We start from the raw sequence: 24,429 nt of genomic DNA, 5'->3' as shown, positions 1-24,429 counted from the left end.
CATGTTTTTCGCCGCCAGTATCGCTATTATCATCAGTGGCCCTATTAGTTTAGGTGTCGCCAAATGGATATCGCCTGAAATGTTTACCGATGACACGCTATGGCGCGGGTTTTCGGCGGTGGCGGGTAGTTGGATCGGCGGCGCGGCAAATCAAGCAGCGATGAAGGAGCTATTTGGCGTCAGTGATGATTTATTTGGGATGATGATTTTGGTCGATACCACCAATGCTTCATTATGGTTATTGGCTATCTTGGTATTGGCGAAGCATAGCGATAAGATAGATCGGCTGTTGAGGGCAGACACCAGTAGTATTGATAAAGTGATTAAGGCGGTTGAGAACTATGAGCGTGACAATGCTCGCCCAGCAACTTTAAATGACTTGATGGTGATGTTTGGCTTATGCTTTGCTATGGTGGGTGTCGCACACTTTATCGGTGGTCAAATTGCAGGATTTTTTGCGCCCTATAGCTGGGCAGTGCAATACAGCTTTGCCAGCTCGTTCTTTTGGATGGTTGTGATTATAACTTGATAGGGGTAATTTTTTCCTTTACCAAAATACGTCGCCTTGATCATGTGGGCGCTTCCAAAATTGGTACGGTATTTATCTTCATCTTGATTGCTGCTATTGGCATGCAAATCAATCTTGCGGGTATCGTCTCGCAATGGCGATTGTTACTTATTGGTTTATTATGGATGAGCATTCACGTTGTCATTATCTTTGCTGTGGCTAGGATAATTCGTGCGCCGTTTTTCTTTTTGGCAGTCGGCTCCAATGCCAATACTGGCGGTGCATCATCGGCACCTATTGTCGCAACGGCATTTCACCCATCACTCGCGCCAGTTGGGGTCTTTTTGGGTATTCTTGGTTATGCGGTAGGTACTTTCGGTGGCTATATTAGTACCAACTGATGCGCTTGGTAGTAGGGTGAGCTCGAATATAATGCTTAGCATTGGTAACGCTAGACGCTTCTGTAGTAACGCTAACTAGTCTGCGCTGTTAATCGCTATCATATTCATATGAGTCGGACTGGTTAGTATTAGTTGATAAACAACTATGTTGACCCATCATATCTCTACAGAGAGAAAAACTTTCAATTTATACCAATTTAATAACAAAAAGCCGACTTCACCGTCGGCTTTTTACTTGTAGTATCAATACATACTAAATTGAGCAAACACTCAAATTTATATGAAATATTTTTAACCCAAAACTATAAGGATAAAACAATGCAAGCAAACTACAACCCAAAAATCATTGCTGGTGTAACATTTCCTACTATCGAAGTACCCACTTATAATGGTGACATGGCGCTATTGGGCAAGCCCGAAAATGGTCATGACTGGAAAATGGTGGTTGTTTACCGAGGTCAACACTGTCCTATTTGTACCAAATACCTCAATCAGTTAGAAACATTAAAATCGGCATTTAATGAAACGGGTGTCGACGTCATTGCTGTTTCAGGTGACAGCAAAGAGCAGGTAAAAAGCCATTTGGAAAAAATAAATGTGAGCTTTCCTATCGCCTATGATCTGACCGTTGAACAAATGAAAATGCTGGGTCTTTATATCTCCAACCCACGTTCAGAGAAAGAAACCGATCATCCATTTGCAGAGCCCGGCTTGTTTGTTATCAATACAGAAGGGAAGATTCAGATTGTAGATATCTCCAATGCTCCTTTTACTAGACCTGAGCTGGAAGCCTTGGCAAATGGTCTGACCTTTATCAGAAATCCAGAAAACAACTATCCTATTCGTGGTACACACGATTATGCTTAAGACTGTATTATTGACGACGGCATTTTTCTTGATGTCAGACATTTAATACGCTTAAGTGTGGCTGTAAACTCAAAACTAAACTAATAAATAGTCAAAGACGTAAATTCATAGGGCAGTGCATCATAACCGATGCATTGTCTTTTTTATTGCAAACGCTCTTTATTGTTAACATTCTCTCCAAAAGCTGAAATCACAAACCTTATTTATACAGGTGTGCACTCACAGTCAAAAACCCTGCACTGTCAGTCAATCTATTTACCAAAAACCTCGCTATAGTAAAAAAGCTTCGTCATTAGGATGGATGACAGCCATATAAAGAATGAGTGTAATTGTTAAGTATTAACGGCCACATTGGGCGCTATATTTTACAGAGCCACTCATATCTTCTGATATAAATTTCTAGACAGGGAGTCTCACATGAGCAACGCTCACACTTCAATTGACCCTATTACCTTGTCCGTCGTACGTGGTGCCTTAGAAACGGCGCAGCGCGAGATGACGACAACCTTAGAAAAAACCGCTCGCTCTAGCGTCTTCAACTTAGCTCACGATTATAGCAATGCTTTGTTTGATCATCTGCCTGAGATGATTTTGCAGGGTCAAGACATTCCTATTCATTTAGGTTCACTCATGCCAGCCATGAAAGCCGTTGCCGAATATTATGGTGATGACATTCATGAAGGAGACGTTATTTATCACAACGATCCCGTGATGATGGGCAGTCATATCCTAGATTGCTGTATGTATAAGCCAGTGTTTTATAAAGGTGAGTTGGTGTTTTGGACAGTATGCAAAGGTCATGTCACTGATATCGGTGGTCCCGTGCCAGCAGGATATAATCCAGACGCTAAAGAGATATACGCCGAAGGGTTGCGCATTCCGCCCATCAAAATATGGGAAAAAGGCGTTAGACGTCGTGATGTCATTAACTTAATCCATAGTAATATGCGCTCTCGCCGTAACCAAGAAGGCGATCTTAATGCTCAATATGGGGCGTGTGCGGTTGGTGAGCGCAACATGATTGCGCTGCTAGATAAGTATGGGGTAGAGACCGTCCGTGCGGCGATCGAAGAGCTAAAGAATATGGCTGATACCCATATGCGATCATTAATTTCATCTATTCCAAATGGCCAGTATCATGGCGAAGCGGTATTAGAAGATTCAGGTCACGGTCTGGGTGATTTGACCATCAGCGCTGATATTGAGATTAAAGACAGCGATGTACATATCAAGATTACCAGCCCGCCGCAAGTACCTTACTTCATTAACTCTTATGCAGGCAATTCGATGTCTGGTGTTCTCCTAGGCTGATGATGTTTGCCAAGTAGACCCGCCGTACAACGAAGGTTTATACCGCTGTGTCACGGTAGACTTGGGTGAGCATGGCACGCTATGTAATGCCAAAGAACCTGCCCCTCATGTGAATTGTACTACCACACCGATGGAAACCTTAACGGATGCGGTGCGTATGGCTTTTGAAGACGCAGCGCCAGATCGAGTGATTGCCTCTTGGGGTCATGCTTCTGGCATCAATATCTCAGGTATCGATCCAAAAACAGGGGAACAATACGTCACTATGATTCTAGCTTCGATCATCTCCGGTGCTGGCGCAACTCAGCAAATGGACGGCTGGCATGCTTGCGGTCCTTTATGCTGCTTTGGCGCGTTAAGCTCTGGTGATATTGAACTATTAGAGTATCAGTATCCTATCTTAATTCATAAGTATGGCTTGGCAGAAGACAGTGGCGGCGCTGGTGAGTATCGTGGCGGTTGCGGCACCGTATGGGAAGTTGAGCCGTTAGGTCATGAGATGACGGTAGTGGCGTTTGGGGAAGGTCGTGAGCATCCAACGATGGGGGCTGCAGGAGCAGAGCAAATATCACCTGAGCTGAAATTAGGGCGCTTAGAGATTATCCATAAGGATGGCTTCACTGATCTGCACAAGCAAAATATAATGACTGAAATTCAACCGGGTGACCGTGCGCGTAATACCAATCCAGGCGGTGGCGGCTACGGTAGCTCGTTTGCACGGTCGGTACCCGCAGTATTAAAAGATGTAGAAGAAAGGATCATATCAGTAGCAGCGGCTAAGACTGAGTACGGTGTGGTTATTGACTCACAAACGCTGGCGGTCAATGAAGCAGAGACGGATGCTTTACGTCGTAAGCTGACGGCATAAAACCCAAAAACCCAAAACTAACTGATGATATTAAATAATTTGAGTTAAGGATGACTTATGAAAAATGATTTCCGAATTGGCGTCGATGCTGGCGGGACGTTTACTGACTTTGTTTTGGCAGAAAGAAGTGGCCATGTACATCTATTCAAAGCACCTTCTACTCCCGAAGATGGCACCCTGGCTATTGCTAATGGTTTACAGCAAATCGCCACGCAGTTTGACCGTCCTATTGAAGATATTATTCAAGCCTGCGACCTATGTATCAATGGTACTACTGTGGCGCTAAACGCGCTGATTCAGATGAAAGGGGTCAAGGTCGGGCTGTTATGTACCAAAGGTCACGAGGACAGTATCGAGATACGCTTAGGGCATAAAGAAGAAGGGCATCGCTATGATGCTAGCTATCCGCCAGCACCGCAAATCGCCACCCGTGATCGTCGTTTTCCCATACGTGGACGCATATTAGCTGATGGTACTGAACACGAGCCGCTAAATGAGCAAGACGTACTCGATGCCATCAGAGCACTTAAGGAAAAAGACGTTCAGGCCGTTGCTATCTCTTTCGTCTGGTCTATTCGTAATACTCAGCATGAGCAGCGTGCTAAAGAGCTTGTTGAGCAGCATATGCCAGGGGTATTCGTTTGCTGTGGTAGTGATGTCTATCCGCAGATCAAAGAATATACTCGCACTTCAACGACGCTAGTGAATGCCTACCTAAGCCCAGTCATGGCATCTTATGTCCATAAAATTGACGACTACTTTAAGGCATTAGGCGCTGAGCAGCCAGTACGTTATTTCCAGTCTAATGGCGGGCTTGCAGTTGGTAGTATCATGCGAGAGCGTGCGGTAAATGCCATTAACTCAGGCCCCGCATCGGCACCACAAGCGGTCTGTATATTGCCAGTCCTTTTGGGATTGACGATATCATTACGGTTGATATGGGCGGTACTTCTTTTGATATCACTATGGCTAAATCAGGCAGAACCAGCCTTAACCGCGATATTGATTTTTACGTAATCGTATTGGCGTACCTATGATTCATGTAGAGACATTAGGGGCGGGCGGTGGCTCTATTGGGCATGTTAATACTTTTGGTATGCTAGAGGTCGGTCCTCAGAGTGCTGGCGCGACGCCTGGACCAGCATGTTATGGTAAAGGTGGTGACTTGCCAACCGTCACAGATGCAAACTTAGTATTGGGCTATCTACAGCCAAATGCGGTGTTAGGTGGCTGTGTGACCTTAGACAAAGACAAAGCGGTACAAGCGGTGCAAACACACATCGCTGATCCGCTAAATATCGAGTTAGATCACGCCGCATTTGGTATCAGTGCTATCGTTAACCAAAACATGTCTAATGCCATTCGCCGTATTACTATCGAAAAAGGCTATGATCCTCGGGATTTTGCGCTAGTCTGCGCAGGCGGAGCAGCTGGCATGCATATTATTGCTCTGGCCGAAGAGATGGGAATAGGGACTATTTTAATACCCAAAATTGCATCCTGTCTCTGTGCCTTTGGTCAGATTATCTCTGATATCAAGTATAACTACTTGGCGACACAAATGATGATCCTTGCACCAGAGGTAGAATTGCAAGCACTCAATGCCAAGCTACAAGAGCTTGAAGCGCAAGGTGTCCAAAAATTGCTAGAAGATGGTTTTACAGATGAAGATATTACTATCGAGCGTACCATGGAGATGCGCTATGTTGGTCAGGTGCATGAATGTAACGTGCTGATACCGAATGGTAAGCTCGATGCTGAAAGGGTGAATACCATCTTAGAGCTGTTCCATCATCGCCATCGTGAGCTTTATACCTATGATGAGCGTGATAGTCACGTCGAGCTAGTCAACATTGAGGTGTCGGTCATCGGTAAAATCAGTAAGCCAAAACTACCGAGCCTTGTGCCGCAGCAAGGAGATATCAGTAATGCTAAAACGGGTAGCCGTGAGATGCTGTTTGATCAGTCCTATGACTGGATTGATACGCCTATCTATGATGGGGAGAAATTCGGTACTGGTGCATTGGTCACAGGCCCTGCGCTTATCCAAGAGCCAACCACTACCGTGGTCATTAAAAATGGCTGGCAAGCAGAGCTGCATGAGACTGGAACTTATAAGCTGACTCGAGCAGCATAAAGCAAGTTATGAAACAAGACTAATTAAAGGCTTTAGGTATTAAGTACTCTTTAATGCCTAAATCCTTTTTTATTTTATGATATAAAAGAGGATTATTGATGAATAACTGATAGGATATCAGTACAGTTGTATACCATATACTGAGTGTTCAAGGATGAATGCAAATCAAAAGCCAAATCGTTATCAAAATACCTCTCATCAAACCTTAAAGTTGCAGGCAGGTCAGACAAACGATACCTCTGCACATGATTTGTCAATGAATAAAAATCTTCTAAGCCCCTCAGGGTTAGAGATGCCAGCAACGGATAGCATACAAACCTTAGGTGCCTTTGACTGGAAACATACCATCAATGAGACTTACTTTGATCTTGAAGTTAGTTTCAGACAACCGAATAAGTTTTCTGGTTTTTTGCAACATGCTAAGCTTCTAGAGATAGGTGTTTCGCACTATCATGCTAATACTGTGCACTATAATCGCGGCAGACAGAGCTCTGGCTATATTGATGACAGTATTTTAATTACTTTTCCTATGACAGGCGACGTTCGTTTTACTCAAAAAGGTCGACAGCTAACGTCTAAGCCCGGTCAGTTCTTTATTGAGCTGTCCAGCCTACCTTATGAGTTCTATCATCTGCACGAAGCATCACTGTATGTGATTAAAGTGCCTTTAGTGCTATTAACCCCGCAAATGGCACTATAGAGCGGCAGTTTGCACGCAGCTTAACTGTTGATGAAGGTGCTGGCAGGTTGCTAGTATTTCAAATTGGTCAAATACTGGCGCTTATTCATAACAATCAGCTGGGTGACTTGGAGATAAAAATTCTAGAGCAGCAGCTGCTTAATCTTATTGTATTGACATTGAGTGCCCCGAAAGAGGTGATGATGAGTTGCAGCTCGTCCATACAATCGGTGCACCTAAAGCGCATCGAGAATTACGTTTATTTGCATCTAGAAAACTCCGCTTTAACTCCAGCGATGGTCGCTGCTGCTTGTCATATCTCTGCCAGATACCTACATAAGTTATTTTCTGAGCTACCTTATACTTTTTCGGACTGGGTCAAGGAATTGCGTTTAAAGCAAGCTAATCATATTTTGAAGAGCAAAAGCTACGTGACTATAGATGAGGTCGCTCATAGAGTAGGCTATACCGATCAAGGTTATTTTTCACGTATTTATAAGCAGCACTTCGGTTATTCGCCGCGAGATACACCAAGTACAGGATAGTTATTGTTATGTACTCTGTCATGCAGTCGCTGTATGATTTATACATTGAGCATAAGCGCGCATATTAAGCTAAGGAAAAACCAAGATGGCTGGTGTTACGAATGATAAAACAGCAAAAGTAGAGATATATGAAAGCGCTGATGGGAAGGCGCAGATAGAGATACGCTTAGAACACGACACACTATGCTCTCACAAGCCCAATTGGCGACGCTGTTTGAAAAAGACTCGGATACCATAGGATTACATCTAAAAAATATTTATAAAGAAGGTGAGTTAGACCCAGAAGCAACTACCGAGCAATCCTCGGTAGTTCGTCAAGAGGGGAATCGGCAGGTTCGACGTAACATTCGCTTTTACAATCTAGATGCTATTATTTCTGTGGGTTATCGGGTTAATTCTAAAAAAGGTACTCAGTTCCGTATATGGGCAACCCAACGTCTACGTGAATACTTGGTTCAAGGCTATACACTCAATCAAGAGCGCTTTGATAAAAACTCGAGCGAACTACAACAAGCATTAAATTTAATTAGGAAAACCGCGCAAAGTCCCGAGCTGAAAACCGATGAAGGACGCGGCTTGGTTGAGATTATCAGCGTTATACACAGACATTCTTATGGTTACAGCGTTATGATGAAGGCTTGCTTGATAATCCTTCAGGGGAGGATGGCGGTATCTTACCCAGTCCGACTGAGGCGATGGCAGCGCTGACGGATTTAAAAGCGCAGCTGATAAATAGAGGTGAAGCGACCGAGCTATTTGCTAAGCCTCGCGGTGATGGTTTGGACAGCGTACTGGGTAATTTACAGCAAACCGTCTTTGGTGAGCCTGCATACCCGACCATCGAGAGTAAAGCGGCGCATCTGCTGTACTTTATGGTCAAAAATCATCCTTTTACCGATGGTAATAAACGCAGCGGCGCTTTTTTGTTTGTAGATTTTTTGCATCGTAATAATCGACTGCTCAATGATAAAGGTGAGATGGTCATCAACAATACCGGGCTTGCCGCATTAACCTTGTTAGTCGCTGAATCTGATCCCAACCAAAAAGAAACCTTGATTAAGCTGATTATGAATATGTTGTCGTTAGAGAGTTGATACACAGGCTTATTGTCAGCACCATTTAACCCCTTAAAACACATAACGCTAATAATAAAAAGCACAGTCTAACGACAAAACTAAAGGAAATTCAATATGTTTAGCATGATAAAAGACTGGCGCGAGCAGCGCATACTGGACAATAGCGAATTTACTCATGCTGACTGGCTGCAAGCGGCTCAGCGTATTGTGATACTTGATCGGTTAAATGAGGACGAGCTAACACGCTTGTTTGAGCTGGCGACGTTGTTTTTGGCGGATAAGTCAATTACTGGCGCACAAGGTTTTGAGATTAGCGATGCGGTGAGGCAATCTATCGCCTTACAAGCTTGCCTGCCTATCTTAAACCTAAGCCTTGAGTGGTACGCTGGCTGGTCAGCCATTATCATTTATCCTGGTTCCTATAAGAGTGAAACTACCACTGTCGATGAGCTGGGCATTGTCCATGAGGGTAGTCAGCACCGTAGCGGCGAAGCGTGGTTGCGCGGCCCCGTTATTCTGTCGTGGAAGGATGCCAAACACTCAGGGGAGCGCGATGGTCACAACGTCGTCATTCATGAGTTTGTGCATAAGCTTGATATGTTAAATGGTCGTACCAACGGCTTTCCACCACTGCAAACCGATATGGATCCTGCGCGCTGGACTGAAATTATGACACGAGATTTTGAGGATTTTCAAAGCCATCATAAATCAGGTCTTGATCGTTATGGCGCAACCAATCCAGCGGAATTTTTTGCGGTACTCAGTGAGGTATTTTTTGAGACGCCGCAAAAGCTGGTCGATGCTTACCCTGATATTTACGACATAATGATGAAGTTTTTTCGCCAAACACCACTTTAATCAAAATCATCAATAGTCACTATTAATGCTCCATAATGAATATACAGGCATGAAAAAGCAATAAAAAAGGGCAGTGTATTTATTTAATAACACTGCCTTTTTTTTGGCTTATTTTTCCTTTAAGTCTATGTTTTTATCTATAAAAACTATTTAAGTTGTCCATTGCTCATTCACAATAGCGACCAAATAGCGTTTACCTTGATATTCTTCAAACACTAAACGCATGATACGCCAATCCATACCGGCATATTCCTCCGAGCCTTTATGATAAAACTCGACAACCTCTGAATTGGGATAAATTTTCTTCAGGTTATTAATCATATTCCCACTGTGTTGGAACTCATTAATACTGATACTGGCATTGTTAAATTTGCTAGCATCAATCCACGTGTCTAAATATGTAGGTAGTGGCGTGACGAGTAGATCACCCGTACCGTCTTTTTCGCCCCAAGTAAAACGAATTTTAGACTGTTGCAAATATTGGGCGAATTGTTCACGGCTAAAGACTTTATCTGTCTCAGGACGCACATGGGCATACATCGAAAAACGGACGCCACGGGTTGGATGAATATCATTGGTAATACGAGCGAAGTCTTTATTTGTAAGCGCGCGCTGAATACGTAAGGCTTGCTGCTTAAGGGTTTGCTGACTGATATCGGAGACAACGGGCGTTGATGAATGGCCGTTAGATTGATTTGGAGTGGCTATATTGGATTCAGCAGAAGATTGACAGCCAGTTGCTGCTAGCGCCAAAGCCAATGCGCCGCCAACGGTTAATTTAGATGAACGGTCTTTGAAAGTAGATAATAGGGTCATAAAGCATCCTTATCGCAGTGGTTAGCGAAATATACGTTACTGTGAATATAATTGAGCAAATGTCACAAGATTACTGAGCAAAAAGTTATTATTTAAAAGTTACTAAGTAATAGATTGTTTTTAGTAGATAAACCGGAATGATACGATAATACAGCAGAGTCATAATATGGTTATGATGTAATGGTTTATAACACTTATATCATTGAAGCTCGTAGAGAACGCCATGCCAACACATTATTCACTGACGCTGCTAGCTATGGGACTGATAGCAACCAATTCTGCTATAGCTGATATAGCAGAGTCAACTCAGACTTATGCAGCCATAAAAATAGCGACCATTAGCAACATGTATCAGCAAGACGTCAGCAATCAAGGCGTGGATAATCCGGTCGTATTGCAACAGTATGCCGACCCAGATCTACAAGCCGCGATGCAGATTGAACAGGATTATTTTGATAGAGAGCAAATATCTTGTCATGTTGATTATGATGTATTGTGGGATTCGCAAGATCCTGATTATGCACAAGACAAACAGTTTTCAATGACTGACCAAGGATTGGTGCAAGTGAGTTTGGCACATGGCAGCAATGTTTATTATGAGTTGTCATGTAATGGTACCGGTGACGATGCTGATTGCCGAGTGGCAGATGTGATTTTAGATGAAGATGGCAAGTCTTTGCGCAAGCATTTACTAGAAACCTGTCGCTAGCCAATACTGAGCATTATTTTTATTGATACCTAAATATAAAAACTATAAACCCTGAATAAAAATCACAGAGACAATCTTGAGAGCTTATAAATCGCACTGTATAAAACTATGAGCCTAACTTCTAAAGCTGTTGGTTTGTTTTCGCATAATGTATATTATGTTAAACTAAGGGTACCATACAATAAGTTCATGGGATTATAATTATATGATAAATCCCTATAAAGATTGGTTGATGATTGATTAATTCTCATACGTATTACCTATTCATAAAGTCATCTTCATCACCACTAATACAGTTACTAGCTGAGCTGTCTTAAGGAGTTAATGTACAGAGCTATCATTGCTATCATTAATCCTATTGTATTTGTAATCGAGCTTAACGTATTAAACCATGTCGCTAGTTAACCTGTTTGATAAACTTGTTCTACTCATCATTGCTAAGTTTACTACCTTCATACTGCACAATAAGCCCTCTGAATAATCTGTCACTCCTAATCATCACCTAATAAACAAATCACTCATCAATCGATTGTTGGTAGCTTAGCCGACTTCCTGATTAATGCGAATGTGCTTGAACTACGTTAGGTACAGAAGTATTAGCCACCAAGTGACAATCAGCTCAAAGTAAAAGCAATAACCCTTCTGAATGCCTATTACTCTATATCATTGATAAGAACGTATACAAGCTCTTATAATACTCCTACTTGGCATCTCAGTAAGTCCAAGTCTATATACACCTTATAGCTGCTATTATCATAGCTAACTACGTTTCCATTTAGAGTCACCAAAACAGCCTTCCTGATTAGTGAAACATTCATTGGTCTTTTCTAACATCTCTCGTTCTTACTGAGATATCTTAATCTAAAGCATTGAGTTGATACCTTCCAAATTTGCACAGAACAGTACTATCACCCTGATTAAGGTATTCTGTGCGAGTACAGGAGCACGGTTTTTCGTGCAAATATGTCGAAGGACTCTATTGCCAATAGCAAACAGCACTCTTACTTTTAATCTATATGAAGTTTATTCCTTCAAACGCCATATATATCAACAAAAAAAATAGCTTACTCCCTCTTTCTCCACTATACTATAATTATCCCCAACCTTTACTTGGGGATAATTGTACTTAAAATACTTAATTTTAAAGGGTTTTATGTCTTAATAGATTAATAACCGTGTCCATTTCAGTGTCCAATAACTATCTATATTTTCCAAAAGATACTTTTTCAGAATTTATAAAATATGTGCAAAGATTATTCTAAATCTCAGTATAGAGTTAATAGATTAACATTCACAATTTACCTTGCTTATAAAACTTACGGATGTGCATTATGGCTGTCGACAATTTAAATGATATTAATATACTTGAATGCCGAGATAAAGATTACTCGGTTAGTGTCTCAGGTATTGCGGGCCTAAGTATTCGTATTTATCCAAATGGTAAAAAAGAATATTACTTGAGGTACGCTCATCCGCATATCGATGGTAAGCGTCCTAGAATGATGCTAGGTAAGGTCGAAGAAATCAGTCTATATGAAGCTAAGCATAAAGCAGAAAGTATACTTAAGATGGTCGCACAAGGCTCTGACCCTAAAGCTATCCATAAAAAAGAACAAGTCAATAAGTATGCTCATCTAAAGAACGCCACATTTTCTGAAATTACACAAGCGTGGCGAGACCACAAAACATCAAGTCGTAATCGTAGCAATTCTAGAAAGCGTGCGTTTAGTGAATCTACCCTTAAATTTTGGGATTTATGTCTAGGATATATGTGTCGCGAGATTGGCGACTTAAGAATGAACGATATCACGAGCGAGATGATATTAAGTGTGTGTGAGGCGATTCAGAATAATGAAAATCAAGCAACCTTCGTTGGTGCAAGCACTCGGCTTTATACTGAAAAAGTCTTCTCATTCGCTGTTGCAAGAGGATTATGCGATAGAAACATAGCTATTGATACGCGTGGCGAGCTCGCACCTGCCAGCTCAGGCAACCATTTACCAGCCATCACTAAGCCTGATCAGTTTGCCACTCTCCTAAACGATATGTCTAATTTTGAAGGTGCAAGTAAGATTACATTGGAAGCAATGAACTTATTACCATATGTTTTTGTGCGTAGTATCGATTTGCGGTCTATGCGATGGCAAGATATAGATTGGGATAACAAGCTATGGGAGTTTTCTCCTACTAAAGGCGAAGGTCGTGAGGATATGGTATCGCACTTAGTTGTACCTCTAGCCACTCAGGTTATTGAACGCTTACGAAGAATAAAAGCAATTACAGGTCATAAAGAATATGTGTTTGCATCGATGCGTGCCTCAAGCAATAGCTATATTAGTAAAGCGACTCTAGTACAGATATTCCATAGGCTTGGATACAAAGATGTTCAGTGTGCTCATGGATTTCGAGCATCGGCCAAAACATTGCTTATGGAACAATCTGAACTACGTTACTCAGATATTGTGACTGAGCTGCAATTAGGACATCGAATAAAGGATACGCATGGTGGCGCTTATAACCGATTGGATGAAATCGATACTCGAATACTCATGATGCAAGATTGGGCTGACTATATAGATAAGCTGCGAGACTCTGTATGAAAACTACTTTAAGCTGATTATATCATTCAATTTTCATTGCTTTGTAGAGAGTATTAATATAATATTAAATCATAAGAGACACCTATATAAAAGTTCATATATTCGTAGGATTTGATTCAAATGCTGAAAATAAAATCTATTACTCTAAACAACTCAGCTCAGCTTAGTCTATTGTTTGATAGCACTACTACACTTCCCTGCTTATATCCTATGCTTTATATTAATAGCTCATTGAAGTTTAAAAGTGAATCAACACAACGAGCTTACTTGCAGGGCATTAAGCAGTGGTACGAGTTCTGGGAAGAAAAACATAATCAGTCATTCTGCAAGTATTTCCGTGAACATAAATCTAACCCTAATTTGATGATTAAAGAAATAGACAGCTTTATATTATATTTGGAAAATATGCGGGTAGTTGACCAAAAGCTAATTAGATTAGGGAGCAATCCTTCAATTAATTACAATACGCTTGCACATCGTTTGCGGGCTATCCTCAGCTATTTAAACTATTTATTAGATACCTTTAGTCAAGTACACGGTAAATCTATAAGCCCTCAAATAGTTAGATATAAATCTACACTTTCCCAAAAGTCTGATCTTGTCAAAAACTTGTCCTCTAATCACCATAAAGCCATAAAAATGGGACAAACTTTAAAAGCCTTACAGAGGAAATAAAAGAAGCTCTATATTCTATTATTTCGCCAAAAGCACTAGAACCTTTATTTAAGAGTAAGGAAGCGCAGTTAAGAAACTTTCTCATTGTACATCTGCTCTTAAACTACGGTTTGAGGACTGGCGAGCTGTTACTTTTAACTCTTAACTCAATTAAGACTGATTTAAAAACATGTAATACTTATCTCGTTATAACTGATACACAAGATAGAACAGATAACCGTATATCGAAGCCGCAGATGAAAAACGTTCAATCCGTTCGAACCATATTATTAGAAAAACGTGATGCTCAATTTATTCACATGTATATCAACAATATCAGATCTCGAGATTCTAAAAGTCACATGCTATTTCTATCGTTACAAGCACCCTACGCACCTCTTAGTAAATCAGGTCTTAAAAAGCTCATAGCTACGATAAATGAGAAGATAAAAAGCAAGCATCCTCAATTTTTTGACAAAAATTATGTAGATTCAATTGATAAAATTTCAGCTCATATTCTTCGTCATACATGGGCGTATATGATGCTTAAACATAGTTATCAATCATATTTGGACAGTTACAACAAGGCGCAGGCAATGGAGAATGCTATTGAAAGTTTAAGAAAGATGGCAGGGTGGTCACTCAACAGTACTATGCCATACTTATATGCTAGCCGATTTATCTCGGAAAATGCCAATTTAGCTAATATTCAAAGAATTACAAAAGTGGGTGCACACTATGACCACTAATAATTTAGCACTAGAGTCTCCTGATTATTCAGGTCATCGATTATTTTCTGAAGCCCAGATAAATAAAATTGAGAGTTTACTTATTCCTAATGTAATACGATTTATGCTTGCTGATAGATATGAAACGAAATTTATCAATTCTACTCAAGTACTTGGGAGTTTTTCTACTCCGGTAGAAAAGAGTACATAGACTTTACTGAAGAAAAATACTTAGATAAGTATGAGGTTAAGTTATTAAAGTTTTTTTTTGGCTTACTACTCCCAGATCAATAGTCCTGCCTATTTATCAAGATACTTTAAACAAGTGAGGTCTAACTTTCAGAAGTTAATAAAAAATGACAACTCTTTTAGTTATCTAAGTTTCAAAGAAGTGCTTTTAGATTTAGCCGTAGATGAATCTAAATATACAGAATACTATACATTAAAGAACTTTGTCAGATTATTGATAGCTGAAGGTTTTGAAGAATTTAGTGAAGAAGATGAACTTGATCTTGAAATACTAGAAAGACCAAAATCTTTTAACTCAAAATTGTTCTATCAAGAGGTTGAGGATCCTATTAGTAAGCCTACGATCACAATGATACAAAATGGCTTCGCAAAACTAAATTCAGAAATTGGTGAGGGGCAATCAATAGTAGACAATGTTATTAAAGATGCTTCTATCCTTGGTCTTATATATGTAACTGGTATGAGACCTGTCCAATTATCTAAGCTTTCTGTTGAAGATATAAAGATAGATACATATACGGAAGCAGGTGAAAATATGCGCTACAGCATAGTTGTACCTTATGCAAAACAAGGGCGATTCAATCATGCTAAAGTTTCTATAAAACTACCTGAGGAAATTGCTACAGTTATTTTACAATATATCAAACAGTTTGAATTACCTACAAACAATCAGCTTTTTGATTTAGGTAATTATGCAGTTACTTACTGTACTACTGCTATCAATGAACAACTCTTTGAATTCTCACCACAGGAATATCAACAACGAGTTTCAAATGGTGAATTAATCCAAATTAAATACACAAGTTCTCAGTTCCGCCATCATGTAGCTTACTCAATGGCACTGTCAGGATCAAGTGCTGAAGACATTGCTTACATTTTAGGCCATTCATCCTTAGTTACAGCTAGACATTATATTTTTTCATCGCCCAATCTTGCTCAAATTCGAGCTATCGCACTCGGTAGAAATCCTGTTTACCAACAAATAATAGCCATGCTAATGACTGGTGATATTATTACTCATGAGCAAGATCATGGAAAGAATGTAATAGGATTTATTAATAATAAGATCCACATCAATATAGGTAAATGTAGCTATAAAGCCAACTGTTTCCTTGAACCTGTGCGTAGTTGCTATGGATGTGTCTATTTTCATCCTTATATAAATGGTAATCATAAAGAGGTTTTAGAATGTGTTCAATATGAACTAGAATCGATCATATATATGTCTGATGCTGTTTATAACTCATCAAACCCGATTATTGCTATTAATGAAGCTACTAAATTTGAAATACAGTCAGTCATTAAGCGCTGTAAGTTAAATAGTGAGTTGAAAAATGCAGATGACTAATTACAGTAAATTCATTGATGAGCAAAAAGTATATTTTAAAAACAACTTATACAAACCAAATGATGCCTTATGGGAAGATGGTTTTTGGTTAAAGACTGGTGTGGGTTCAAGCTGGCTACTATCAAGAAACAAGCTAAGCCTCAGGTTTTTTTCTACAAGCAAAGTAAAAGGGCTGTCAAATATAAATATATCTGAAGAGTATCAAGAATTTTGTAAAGCCATGCTAGTGTACAGTTATCGCCAAGCTAACGGTAATGTTTCACCACAAAAGCTTGTTGCTGAACTTTTAGTGTTAAAGCGTTGGTTTTATTCCCTACAAGAACTTACCTCTGACACTCACCCGAAAAAACTATCGACAGAAATTCTTAACCACGCCTACCTTTTATTAAAGAATAATAGTAATGCTGCTAACCTTCCAGATCATGTTGGAACATTCAAAAGACTACAACACATAGTGAATAAATATGGATTCACTTCTAAGAAGCTAGAGTTCGAAGTTGATTTAAAATATTTTGGTAAACAGAACAGAACACCAAAAGCAAAAATAACCAAAGAGCTTTTTGAATATAAAAATATTGATGAAAATGAAATAAACACAGAAAAATTAATCTCGATTCAGACATTTATAAACATTGCTTCGCTCAAAAATTTTTGTCAGAGTGAAGGTGAAAGAATACTTCTAAACTCACTATTTTTATCTATCGTGACAGGATTCCGTTCGACTGAAATAATAATGCTGAAGAAAGACTGTTTAATTGAAAAGCCTATATTAGACCTGCAAACTAATAAGCCTATAAGTGTTAATGATAAAGTGCAATATATGCTTGGGATACAATATTATGGTGCAAAAGGAGCTGGAGAGAGAATTCACTGGGTTGAGCCTTCTTCTACTACGCTGGTTAAAAGCATTATACAAGATACGTTAAAAATTACCGAAAGATATCGAGAGCACCTAGTTTATTTGAGGCAGAAAAATTTAAAAGACCTTCTTCCTAAGGGTATTGATGAAATTCCTGATGATTTAATCGAGCTAGATGACTTAATCGATCATTTATTTATCTCAAGAAAAAGAACAAGAGGTCGTGGTGGTCGAAGAGATGCAATATTAAATGTATTCAAACATGCTCAAGTAAAACCTGATAAGACAATTAATGATGGAACAGGTGAGCTAAAGTTTTATAGTAAAAAAACTTTAAGTAAATTTATTAAATCAACAGCAAATTATGCTACCGAAGAACCTATAAACAAAAAATTTGAGTTTGAGGGTCGTATAGTCAATATTCCCTATGAGAATCTGTTGTTTATAGTTCAATATGGTAGCACCACCTTATCCCAGGGTATAATCAATAAAGCAAATATTACGATACTAGAGAACCGTGTCATAAATAATTTTTTAGGTACAGGTAGAAATAAATCAGTATTTGAAAAGTACGGCCTTAAAGATAGCGATAATCAAACCTCTAAAATATCTAGCCATATTCCACGCCATAATATTAACACCTTTTTAGCTATTGCTGAGATCTCAGACCACTTGCAAGCAATGTTAATGGGTCGGGTTGATATTGAGCAAAACAAACACTACCAACACTTGAGTATTAAGCAAATCAGCCAAAATGCCAGTTTAGCTAGTAGCAATAGTCAATTTCAAACATCTAAGGAGTTAATGGCAGTTTCAGAACCTGTGCAACCTGCAGAGAATAATGCAAAAAGCCCAATTGATGACATCTTAGAATATGGTTTGATGCTCTTTAGCAACGATAAAGACCTAGAAAACAACTTGAAAAATAATCTACATACGTTTGATAGTACTATTGAAATATCGAATTTTATTGAGCAATCTATGGGTGATGGTTACTTCGAAGATATTGCTAAAGCTTTTAATGAAATAGCTCCTACAGAGCCAGACAAAGCGAAAGAACTTATAGATACCCATGCCTACTTACACCCCCTACCCTTTGGCTCATGTATGCGCAATATAGCGGCTCACGGTTGTCCCAAGCGATTATCCTGCCAATCAGGGGTGTCCTGTGTTAATTTTACGGTAACAGGACGTATGGGCGAGCTTGAAAATTTAAAGCTCACTAAAAACAGACTAATTGAGCAAGCCAAAAACTTAGCTGATAATTCTGAATTTACGCTAAGGATAAAAGAGCAAGTTCAAAACCTTGAGCGTTTTGAACAAAAAATCATGGTTAGCTACAGTAATAAAATTCCAGTAAATATATATAAAGCAATAGATACTGAGCTTTCTCAGCCTAGGGCACTTGCTGAGCTGTTTTCACTGGAATATGAAAAGATTAAAGCTAATAATCAGGAAGAAGGCAAATGCTAAGAGGCAATGAGTTAAACGAAGCTCTTGAGAATGAGCTTAAGGATATGGTACAAGAAGGCATTGAGAAGGCTCCTATTTCAAATACTGCACTACATAAGAGACTTATTGCCAAAGGACATATTAAAGGCGGTCTGAGTACGCTTAGTACGCCAGAACGCAAAGCATTAATCCAAAGATATACCACAGAACAGCTTTTACCATTGAATTTGAATGAAAAAGAAGAGCAGCTATACGTCAACAAAAAAACACGTCAGGCTCTTCTTGACACTAATAAAGGATTAAAAGAGAGAATAACTGAACTTGAGGATGAGCTTAATCAGAACACTGTCACTCTTATAGAAATTATTAATCAAGTAAAATTAAAAACTAATCTTGAGCTGGATGATTTACTTGCACCCTACTTAATATCTGAATTCAAAAGTCAGTCTAATTTAAAAAAGTTATAGTGACTTGTCATACTCAGATAAAGTGTATGAATATTCAAATCACCAATCTTGAACCTTCACAGTCTTAATTTTTTCCAAGCTTAATGTAATCGATTACGTCTATTTGACTGATATAGCAAGTAGAACTAGCAATGCAAGACTCATAAACGTCCACTCTGAACCGCCCCGACTATATCGGAGAGTGGAATGCTTGAGTCAGACAAAGTTGCCTGACTCAGTAAGACTATCATAGTATCGTCTCTCAAACTCAAAAGGCGACACATAACCAATCGTACTATGAATGCGAGTTTTGTTAAACCAATCGACCCATTCAAGGGTTGCTAATTCAACATCATTCACACCTTGCCACTGCTGTTTTAAATATTCAATCACCTCTGTTTTATAAAGCCCGTTAACCGTTTCAGCCAATGCATTATCGTATGAATCACCTGTCGTGCCAACAGATGCAATAACGCCAGAATCAGCCATCTTATTAGTATAGCGAATGGATAAGTACTGAACGCCGCGATCACTATGATGAATCACATCTTTAGGATGGTTTCTGTCTGCAATGGCTTGGTTTAGTGCTGCCATCACCACATCAGTGTTCATACGATCTGATACTTTCCAGCCAACGATAGCGCGAGCAAATACATCAATGATAAAGGCGGTATATACCCAGCCACTCAGTGTCTTTATATAGGTAAAATCAGCTACCCATAGCTGGTTAGGGCGATGGGCATTAAAGTTACGATTAACCAAATCATCAGCACGCTTTTGATCGTCACGAGACTTAGTCGTTATCTTACCTTTACCTCGCCAAACACCCTGCATGCCATGCTGCCGCATTAACCGCTCTACAGTGCAGCGTGCAGGATGTATACCCTCTGCTTTCAACTGTTTCCAGACTTTACGAGTACCATAACGGCACTTGCTGTCCTGCCAGATACGTTTAATCTCATTAAGATAGAAATCGTCATGCTGACTACGCTGTGAACGCTTTTCAGGACTGAATTCTAGCTCTTTGGCACGATAGTATGTGGATGGGGCAATCGGTAGTACTCTACAGATTGGCTCGACTCTATATTGTGGTTTGTGGTCATCTATAAAATCAACCATTACTTGGGTTTGCGGTCGAGCTCCGCCTGGGCTTCAAGACCAGCAGCTTTCTTTATAATTTCATTGGCTTGCTTTAACTCTCTGTTCTCACGTTCAAGCTCTTTGATATGCTCGGCTTGGCTTTGAGCTTGAATCTTTGCAGGAATGGTTTTATCAATGTGCTTTTTATGCCATGATCGTAGGGTCTCAGGCGTGCAACCTATCTTTGGCGCTATGGCTTTGATGGCTGACCATGTGGATGGGTAGTCGTCTTTAGCTTCCTAGCATACGGACGGCGCGCTCTTTCATTTCAGGGGTATAGTTTCGTGTTTTCATTGTCGTATTCTCTTGGAGCGTTGAGTCTCCGACAATCTCGGGGCGGTTCAAAAAGTTCTTTAAACTCAGCACTGTAAGTTCTACGTTTGGGTTTGTTAGGTGGTTGTGTTGTCATGTTAGTGTCCACGATTATTAATCGTGGACACTATCTCGCATTTTTTAAGTGAGGAAAAGATGGGATGGTCGGATGCTTACGGCCAACCTTGAGCACTTTGATGAAGTATGGGGCAAAGAGTACCCGCATGTCATCAAGTCTTGGCGCAATAACTGGGAGGGCGTAACGGTGTTCTTTGGTTATCCTAAAGACATCAGAAGAGTGATCTATACCACCAATGCGATAGAGTCGCTAAACAGTGTGATTCGGACAGCGGTGAATAAGCGTAAGGTCTTCCCGTCTGATCAGGCAGCATTCAAAGTGGTGTACTTAGCAACCCAGCAGGCATCCAAAAAGTGGTCGATGCCGATCCGTAACTGGACGTCTGCCCTTAATCGCTTTATGATTATGTTTGATGATCGCATTAGTAAGCATTTAATCTAAATGGCAGTTACACAGAATCTGGGATGGGCTCTATTTTTTATACCCATTATTTAGTCCGATGTCTTGATTCCAACTTTTAAATAATAAATGGTTTCGATGATGAACCGCATTTCTTAGCAGGATTAATAGTGCTGTATCTCCATGAGAAAAATAATCAAAACCGTCTTGTGTAACATCGTATAAACTATGAAATGCTTCTAGCTTTGCCTCGAAAGCGCAATCCAAATTGTTGATAGCTTCCTCACCATCAACTAATTTTAATTTGTGGAACCTCATATGAGCCTCTCCATAGAGTCGCATAGGGTTCGCTAATTTGCTTAATGCTTAATTTCCATTTAAATCCTTAGTAAACTAAAGTTATTTAGCCGTACTTCTAAATTAACACACCGATATTTTACGGTGACTAGTTTTTCATCATGAGTCTATGTAAACATCCCTCAAATAACTCCGAACACATGGGCTTTCTAGATTTTTTCATCTTCGCTTATGCTCTGTTCTACAGGCAATATTGGGAATTGAGTCGGCAGGACTAATAATAGTATTTAGTTTTACACGATCCTTTAATTTTTTTTTGTGCTAAAAAAGCAAAAGATTTACCTGTTCGCTCAGCTTCCAGCTGTATTTGATATATCTCTTCACCAGAAATTGGGTTATCTCTTGCATCTATCATCGTCGAAAAATGATAAGTAGCTTCCTCTTCATTATCTGAACGACACGTATGCTCAAGTATATCGTCAAAATCGACACTTACAGCATCTTGCATGCCTGAGCCAATGGCCCCAAAATCATGTTTAAACCAGTCGCTTTGTTCCATAGTATTTTTTAATACGAATAGATCTTGATCAGTGAATGGGACATGAAATTCGTTGAAGTTGATGAATTGCCTACCATCAATTCTCATTTGAAAATGATAATGAGGGTAGTCAATTGAGGTTCCTATGTGTCCTTCAAAATCATTCTTAGAACAGTCAAACGTCCATTCAATGTTTTTCCACTTAACTGTATATGACAGAATCTTCCTATCTGACCTTTCTTCTTCAAGATCATTAATATTCGAAATTAAACGCTCTTGATTTGCGCACCATCTAATAAATGCAGCGATACTCCCATAGCCGTATTTTTCGTAGATTTTTGGGAAGTCTTTTTTCTTAAACTTGCATTGTCGTAGTAACCAATGTAGACATGGATCATCTTTGCTGATAGTTTTGAAGGGCTTATTACATAGATAGCAAATATCCTTTTTATAACCAACCTTAAAAGCCTGCGCTTGCCTTTGATGTTCTTCATCATTCAAACGATTTATCTCTTCTATTTTCTCAGAAGACATCTTTTCAAAAACGTTTCTATATTTTTCAGTATCATGCTTCATAAGACTTACCTTTGATATTTAATTATATACTGTCAAATCACTACTCGTCTCATCCAGCACTTCGATCAGTGATGTGAGTTTATTACTAGTAATGTTATACCCAAAGCGATACACCTCCTGAGAAAGTAACTCCTGTTGTTTCCATGTGATAATATCTTGATCAATACCATCCACTTTTTCAAGCAGCGCATATAATGAGACCTTTTCAGATATGGAGTTGGTGGATAACAATAGGTTTTTGATTGTCGATCTCAATTCCTTATCATCTCTAGCTCTTTGTAAAAGAAGTGGATAAAAGAACTTATGGCTATAAAGAGCTTCGTTATAATTATCAAATAAGCCCTCTAAAAATCTTAGGATATTATTAGTATCTCCAAACATGAATCTAATGGTATATGCCAAATCAGCGGTTACTCGTGTCTGATTTTTATATAAATCATTGACAAGATCTTTTAGTAATTGATGGCTAGGCCAACCATGACATAATGCCATTACCCTACCCGTTCTTACGAACGCTTTCTACCTCACTTACTAAGTTATGCACCTCTTCATCATCGCTAAATAATTCTCCAAGCAGTTTTCCGCATTTGAGAGCAGTTACTTCATCTTTATTATCAATATTTTTGATAAGTATTTTTTTTAACTCACTAGAGTTGGATGACGTTCTAATTGAAAAATCAATCAGATTGATATTATTGATATCTTCTGCCTTATTTATATAGTCAATAATATGAGGTGTGCTAGGTGAGTCTTTATCTGAATGCTTTGCTATAAACCCCCATAAATTCTGGTCACTTTCGTCTTTTCTTCTGAACATTGAGATTCTGTTCAAATCGTTATTTAAGACGTTGATAATATAGTCAAAATTCTCAATTAAAAATTTAACGATAATACTACTATATCTATAGTGATCAAATAACTGAATTTTAGGACTTGCTAGCCTATCCTCTATAGCCTTATCAGCATAATACGAACTAGGGTCTTCTAGTGTGAAATACTCCTCTAACTTACCTAGTTTTAAATAACCGCCAAAAGCAATCTGCCTTTGTACTTCATGATTTTCCCCTGAATAAAAAATCAGACTATTACACCTTTCTAGAATAACACTAGGAGCGGTTTCTTTTAAATGGTCGAAATTAGCAAAGGCTGATGCCATCCTGATTTGTAGGTTCTGCTCATCCATAAAAAGACTTAATTGTTCGATCACTTGTGTGTTATTCAAGAAGTATCTATGATTCAACTCTTCTATGAGCTTCAACCTAAGATTGTCTGCTATAGGGAGAGAAGTAGACATTACCTTTTCAAACTCTTGAATCAAGTCTGGATAATAATGAATAACAACAGCAGGAATTTTAAATAAATTATTCTTTGCCAATAGCTTAAGCTGTTCATGCTCATGAAAACTACCTATTAAAACCTGTAAGGCTTCATAATAGTTTCCCCATTGTTTATCTAGCAAGGGCAACTCACTCTCTATAAATCTATCAAGAATATTTTGCTCGAAATAATCTTTGTCTAGCTCGATAAGTGCGGGTAATGCTCTACTACGTTGGCGTAATCTTCTATCAAATAGAATATCCTCCAATATACTGACTCCCTCCTCTTTATCATTCAAAAATACTTGGCTAACATAGCTAGCAGAATAATCTCTACGTTTGCTATCACTTCGAAAATACGCCTTAAGCTCATCTTTCACGTTCTCATCATCTGACCAACCAGATGTCAATGCCATAAGTTGCCAATGTGAGAAGCTTGAATCAGCTAATTGCTTAAGTAGATATTGCTTATTTGCTTCTGTTCTTCCTACTAAACAGGCATATGTTGTTTCCACAACATCATGTCTATCTATTTTCTGCAACCAATTCTCAATAACAGGAATGAGTCTTATATTATCTTTAAAATTTTCTGCGATAATTTTCCACTGGTTGCTAGAATGAATGATTGAGAAAGGATATTCTTCATTTTCTAGTTGATAAA

General features: G+C 39.2%; 23 protein-coding genes, 4 pseudogenes and 1 other annotated feature. Of the genes and pseudogenes, 22 read left to right on the top strand and 5 right to left on the bottom strand.

What is annotated here, in order from left to right:
- The first annotated feature begins 1 nt into the window (after position 1).
- From TT12_RS18710 to TT12_RS13255, 13 genes and pseudogenes are all read left to right on the top strand, one after another.
- The gene (locus TT12_RS18710; RefSeq protein WP_279378917.1) at positions 2 to 529 is read left to right on the top strand and encodes a DUF819 family protein; all 528 of its coding nucleotides are present in this window, start codon (positions 2 to 4) and stop codon (positions 527 to 529) included.
- Complete coding sequence (locus TT12_RS18705) at positions 526 to 909, top strand: DUF819 family protein (RefSeq protein WP_279378916.1); 384 nt, start codon at positions 526 to 528, stop codon at positions 907 to 909. Before TT12_RS18710 ends, TT12_RS18705 begins: the two co-directional genes overlap by 4 nt.
- Before the next feature lie 318 nt (positions 910 to 1,227).
- Positions 1,228 to 1,776 carry a peroxiredoxin-like family protein gene (locus TT12_RS13285; protein ID WP_045455660.1) on the top strand — a complete coding sequence of 183 codons (549 nt, stop codon included), beginning with the start codon at positions 1,228 to 1,230 and terminating at the stop codon, positions 1,774 to 1,776.
- Between the two features lie 417 nt (positions 1,777 to 2,193).
- Positions 2,194 to 3,087, top strand: a complete 894-nt coding sequence (locus tag TT12_RS18700; RefSeq protein WP_279378915.1) for a hydantoinase B/oxoprolinase family protein — start codon at positions 2,194 to 2,196, stop codon at positions 3,085 to 3,087.
- Positions 3,088 to 3,109: 22 nt separating this feature from the next.
- Positions 3,110 to 3,955, top strand: a pseudogene (locus TT12_RS18695) (hydantoinase B/oxoprolinase family protein); the annotation flags it as partial.
- Positions 3,956 to 4,012: 57 nt separating this feature from the next.
- Positions 4,013 to 4,819, top strand: a pseudogene (locus TT12_RS13275) (hydantoinase/oxoprolinase N-terminal domain-containing protein); the annotation flags it as partial.
- A 74-nt stretch (positions 4,820 to 4,893) separates the two neighbouring features.
- Positions 4,894 to 4,992, top strand: a complete 99-nt coding sequence (locus tag TT12_RS19165) for a hypothetical protein (protein ID WP_353511629.1) — start codon at positions 4,894 to 4,896, stop codon at positions 4,990 to 4,992.
- Positions 4,977 to 6,092, top strand: a complete 1,116-nt coding sequence (locus TT12_RS18690) for a hydantoinase/oxoprolinase family protein (RefSeq protein ID WP_279378920.1) — start codon at positions 4,977 to 4,979, stop codon at positions 6,090 to 6,092. Before TT12_RS19165 ends, TT12_RS18690 begins: the two co-directional genes overlap by 16 nt.
- Positions 6,093 to 6,246: 154 nt before the next feature.
- On the top strand, positions 6,247 to 6,792 hold the full coding sequence (locus TT12_RS13270; RefSeq protein WP_045455657.1) for a cupin domain-containing protein: 546 nt from the start codon (positions 6,247 to 6,249) through the stop codon (positions 6,790 to 6,792).
- A gap of 47 nt (positions 6,793 to 6,839) precedes the next feature.
- A complete protein-coding gene (locus TT12_RS13265) occupies positions 6,840 to 7,316 on the top strand; it encodes a helix-turn-helix transcriptional regulator (protein WP_045455654.1) in 477 nt (158 codons plus the stop codon).
- Between the two features lie 183 nt (positions 7,317 to 7,499).
- Positions 7,500 to 8,024 carry a virulence RhuM family protein gene (locus TT12_RS17870; protein ID WP_243443720.1) on the top strand — a complete coding sequence of 175 codons (525 nt, stop codon included), beginning with the start codon at positions 7,500 to 7,502 and terminating at the stop codon, positions 8,022 to 8,024.
- Positions 7,955 to 8,410, top strand: a complete 456-nt coding sequence (locus tag TT12_RS17865; protein ID WP_243443719.1) for a type II toxin-antitoxin system death-on-curing family toxin — start codon at positions 7,955 to 7,957, stop codon at positions 8,408 to 8,410. Before TT12_RS17870 ends, TT12_RS17865 begins: the two co-directional genes overlap by 70 nt.
- A gap of 96 nt (positions 8,411 to 8,506) precedes the next feature.
- A complete protein-coding gene (locus TT12_RS13255; protein WP_045455651.1) occupies positions 8,507 to 9,250 on the top strand; it encodes a M90 family metallopeptidase in 744 nt (247 codons plus the stop codon).
- Positions 9,251 to 9,400: 150 nt separating this feature from the next.
- Here the strand turns inward: TT12_RS13255 and TT12_RS13250 are convergent, their stop codons facing one another.
- Entirely contained in the window at positions 9,401 to 10,066 is a 666-nt protein-coding gene (locus tag TT12_RS13250; RefSeq protein ID WP_045455647.1) for a hypothetical protein, read from the bottom strand.
- Positions 10,067 to 10,289: 223 nt separating this feature from the next.
- Here TT12_RS13250 and TT12_RS13245 point away from each other — a divergent pair, with 223 nt between their 5' ends.
- The 8 genes from TT12_RS13245 to TT12_RS13220 all read left to right on the top strand — a co-directional run bounded on the left by TT12_RS13245 (position 10,290) and on the right by TT12_RS13220 (position 19,132).
- A complete protein-coding gene (locus TT12_RS13245; protein ID WP_045455644.1) occupies positions 10,290 to 10,775 on the top strand; it encodes a hypothetical protein in 486 nt (161 codons plus the stop codon).
- 1,331 nt (positions 10,776 to 12,106) lie between these two features.
- Positions 12,107 to 13,375 (top strand): tyrosine-type recombinase/integrase, encoded by a 1,269-nt coding sequence (locus tag TT12_RS13240; protein WP_045455641.1) that lies wholly within the window; start codon positions 12,107 to 12,109, stop codon positions 13,373 to 13,375.
- A gap of 120 nt (positions 13,376 to 13,495) precedes the next feature.
- Positions 13,496 to 14,050: a hypothetical protein gene (locus TT12_RS15730; protein ID WP_207804079.1), complete on the top strand. Its 555-nt coding sequence runs from the start codon at positions 13,496 to 13,498 to the stop codon at positions 14,048 to 14,050.
- The gene (locus TT12_RS15725; RefSeq protein WP_207804080.1) at positions 14,047 to 14,778 is read left to right on the top strand and encodes a site-specific integrase; all 732 of its coding nucleotides are present in this window, start codon (positions 14,047 to 14,049) and stop codon (positions 14,776 to 14,778) included. The genes TT12_RS15730 and TT12_RS15725 overlap by 4 nt, the downstream gene beginning before the upstream one ends.
- Complete coding sequence (locus tag TT12_RS17860) at positions 14,768 to 14,968, top strand: hypothetical protein (protein ID WP_243443717.1); 201 nt, start codon at positions 14,768 to 14,770, stop codon at positions 14,966 to 14,968. Before TT12_RS15725 ends, TT12_RS17860 begins: the two co-directional genes overlap by 11 nt.
- Before the next feature lie 57 nt (positions 14,969 to 15,025).
- On the top strand, positions 15,026 to 16,354 hold the full coding sequence (locus TT12_RS13230; protein ID WP_243443716.1) for a site-specific integrase: 1,329 nt from the start codon (positions 15,026 to 15,028) through the stop codon (positions 16,352 to 16,354).
- The gene (locus TT12_RS13225; protein WP_045455639.1) at positions 16,341 to 18,686 is read left to right on the top strand and encodes a hypothetical protein; all 2,346 of its coding nucleotides are present in this window, start codon (positions 16,341 to 16,343) and stop codon (positions 18,684 to 18,686) included. Before TT12_RS13230 ends, TT12_RS13225 begins: the two co-directional genes overlap by 14 nt.
- Complete coding sequence (locus TT12_RS13220) at positions 18,680 to 19,132, top strand: hypothetical protein (RefSeq protein WP_045455634.1); 453 nt, start codon at positions 18,680 to 18,682, stop codon at positions 19,130 to 19,132. The genes TT12_RS13225 and TT12_RS13220 overlap by 7 nt, the downstream gene beginning before the upstream one ends.
- 195 nt (positions 19,133 to 19,327) lie before the next feature.
- Here the strand turns inward: TT12_RS13220 and TT12_RS13215 are convergent.
- Positions 19,328 to 20,545: pseudogene (locus tag TT12_RS13215) on the bottom strand (IS3 family transposase).
- Positions 20,156 to 20,272, bottom strand: a sequence feature (AL1L pseudoknot). (Overlaps the previous pseudogene by 117 nt.)
- Positions 20,546 to 20,741: 196 nt before the next feature.
- Between TT12_RS13215 and TT12_RS13210 the strand changes: the two are divergent.
- Positions 20,742 to 21,083 (top strand): annotated as a pseudogene (locus TT12_RS13210) (transposase); the annotation flags it as partial.
- Between the two features lie 529 nt (positions 21,084 to 21,612).
- On the opposite strand, the gene TT12_RS13200 reads toward TT12_RS13210, so the two are convergent.
- The 3 genes from TT12_RS13200 to TT12_RS13190 form a co-directional block, all read right to left on the bottom strand.
- Positions 21,613 to 22,452 (bottom strand): hypothetical protein, encoded by an 840-nt coding sequence (locus tag TT12_RS13200; protein ID WP_243443715.1) that lies wholly within the window; start codon positions 22,450 to 22,452, stop codon positions 21,613 to 21,615.
- An 18-nt stretch (positions 22,453 to 22,470) separates the two neighbouring features.
- The gene (locus tag TT12_RS13195; protein WP_045455623.1) at positions 22,471 to 22,944 is read right to left on the bottom strand and encodes a hypothetical protein; all 474 of its coding nucleotides are present in this window, start codon (positions 22,942 to 22,944) and stop codon (positions 22,471 to 22,473) included.
- A 4-nt stretch (positions 22,945 to 22,948) separates the two neighbouring features.
- The coding region (locus TT12_RS13190) for a hypothetical protein (RefSeq protein ID WP_045455620.1) at positions 22,949 to 24,429 on the bottom strand (1,481 nt) is incomplete at its 5' end.

Source organism: Psychrobacter sp. JCM 18903 (assembly GCF_000586475.1).
In the GTDB taxonomy this organism is placed as follows: domain Bacteria; phylum Pseudomonadota; class Gammaproteobacteria; order Pseudomonadales; family Moraxellaceae; genus Psychrobacter.
This window is presented reverse-complemented; position numbering and strand designations above follow the sequence as displayed.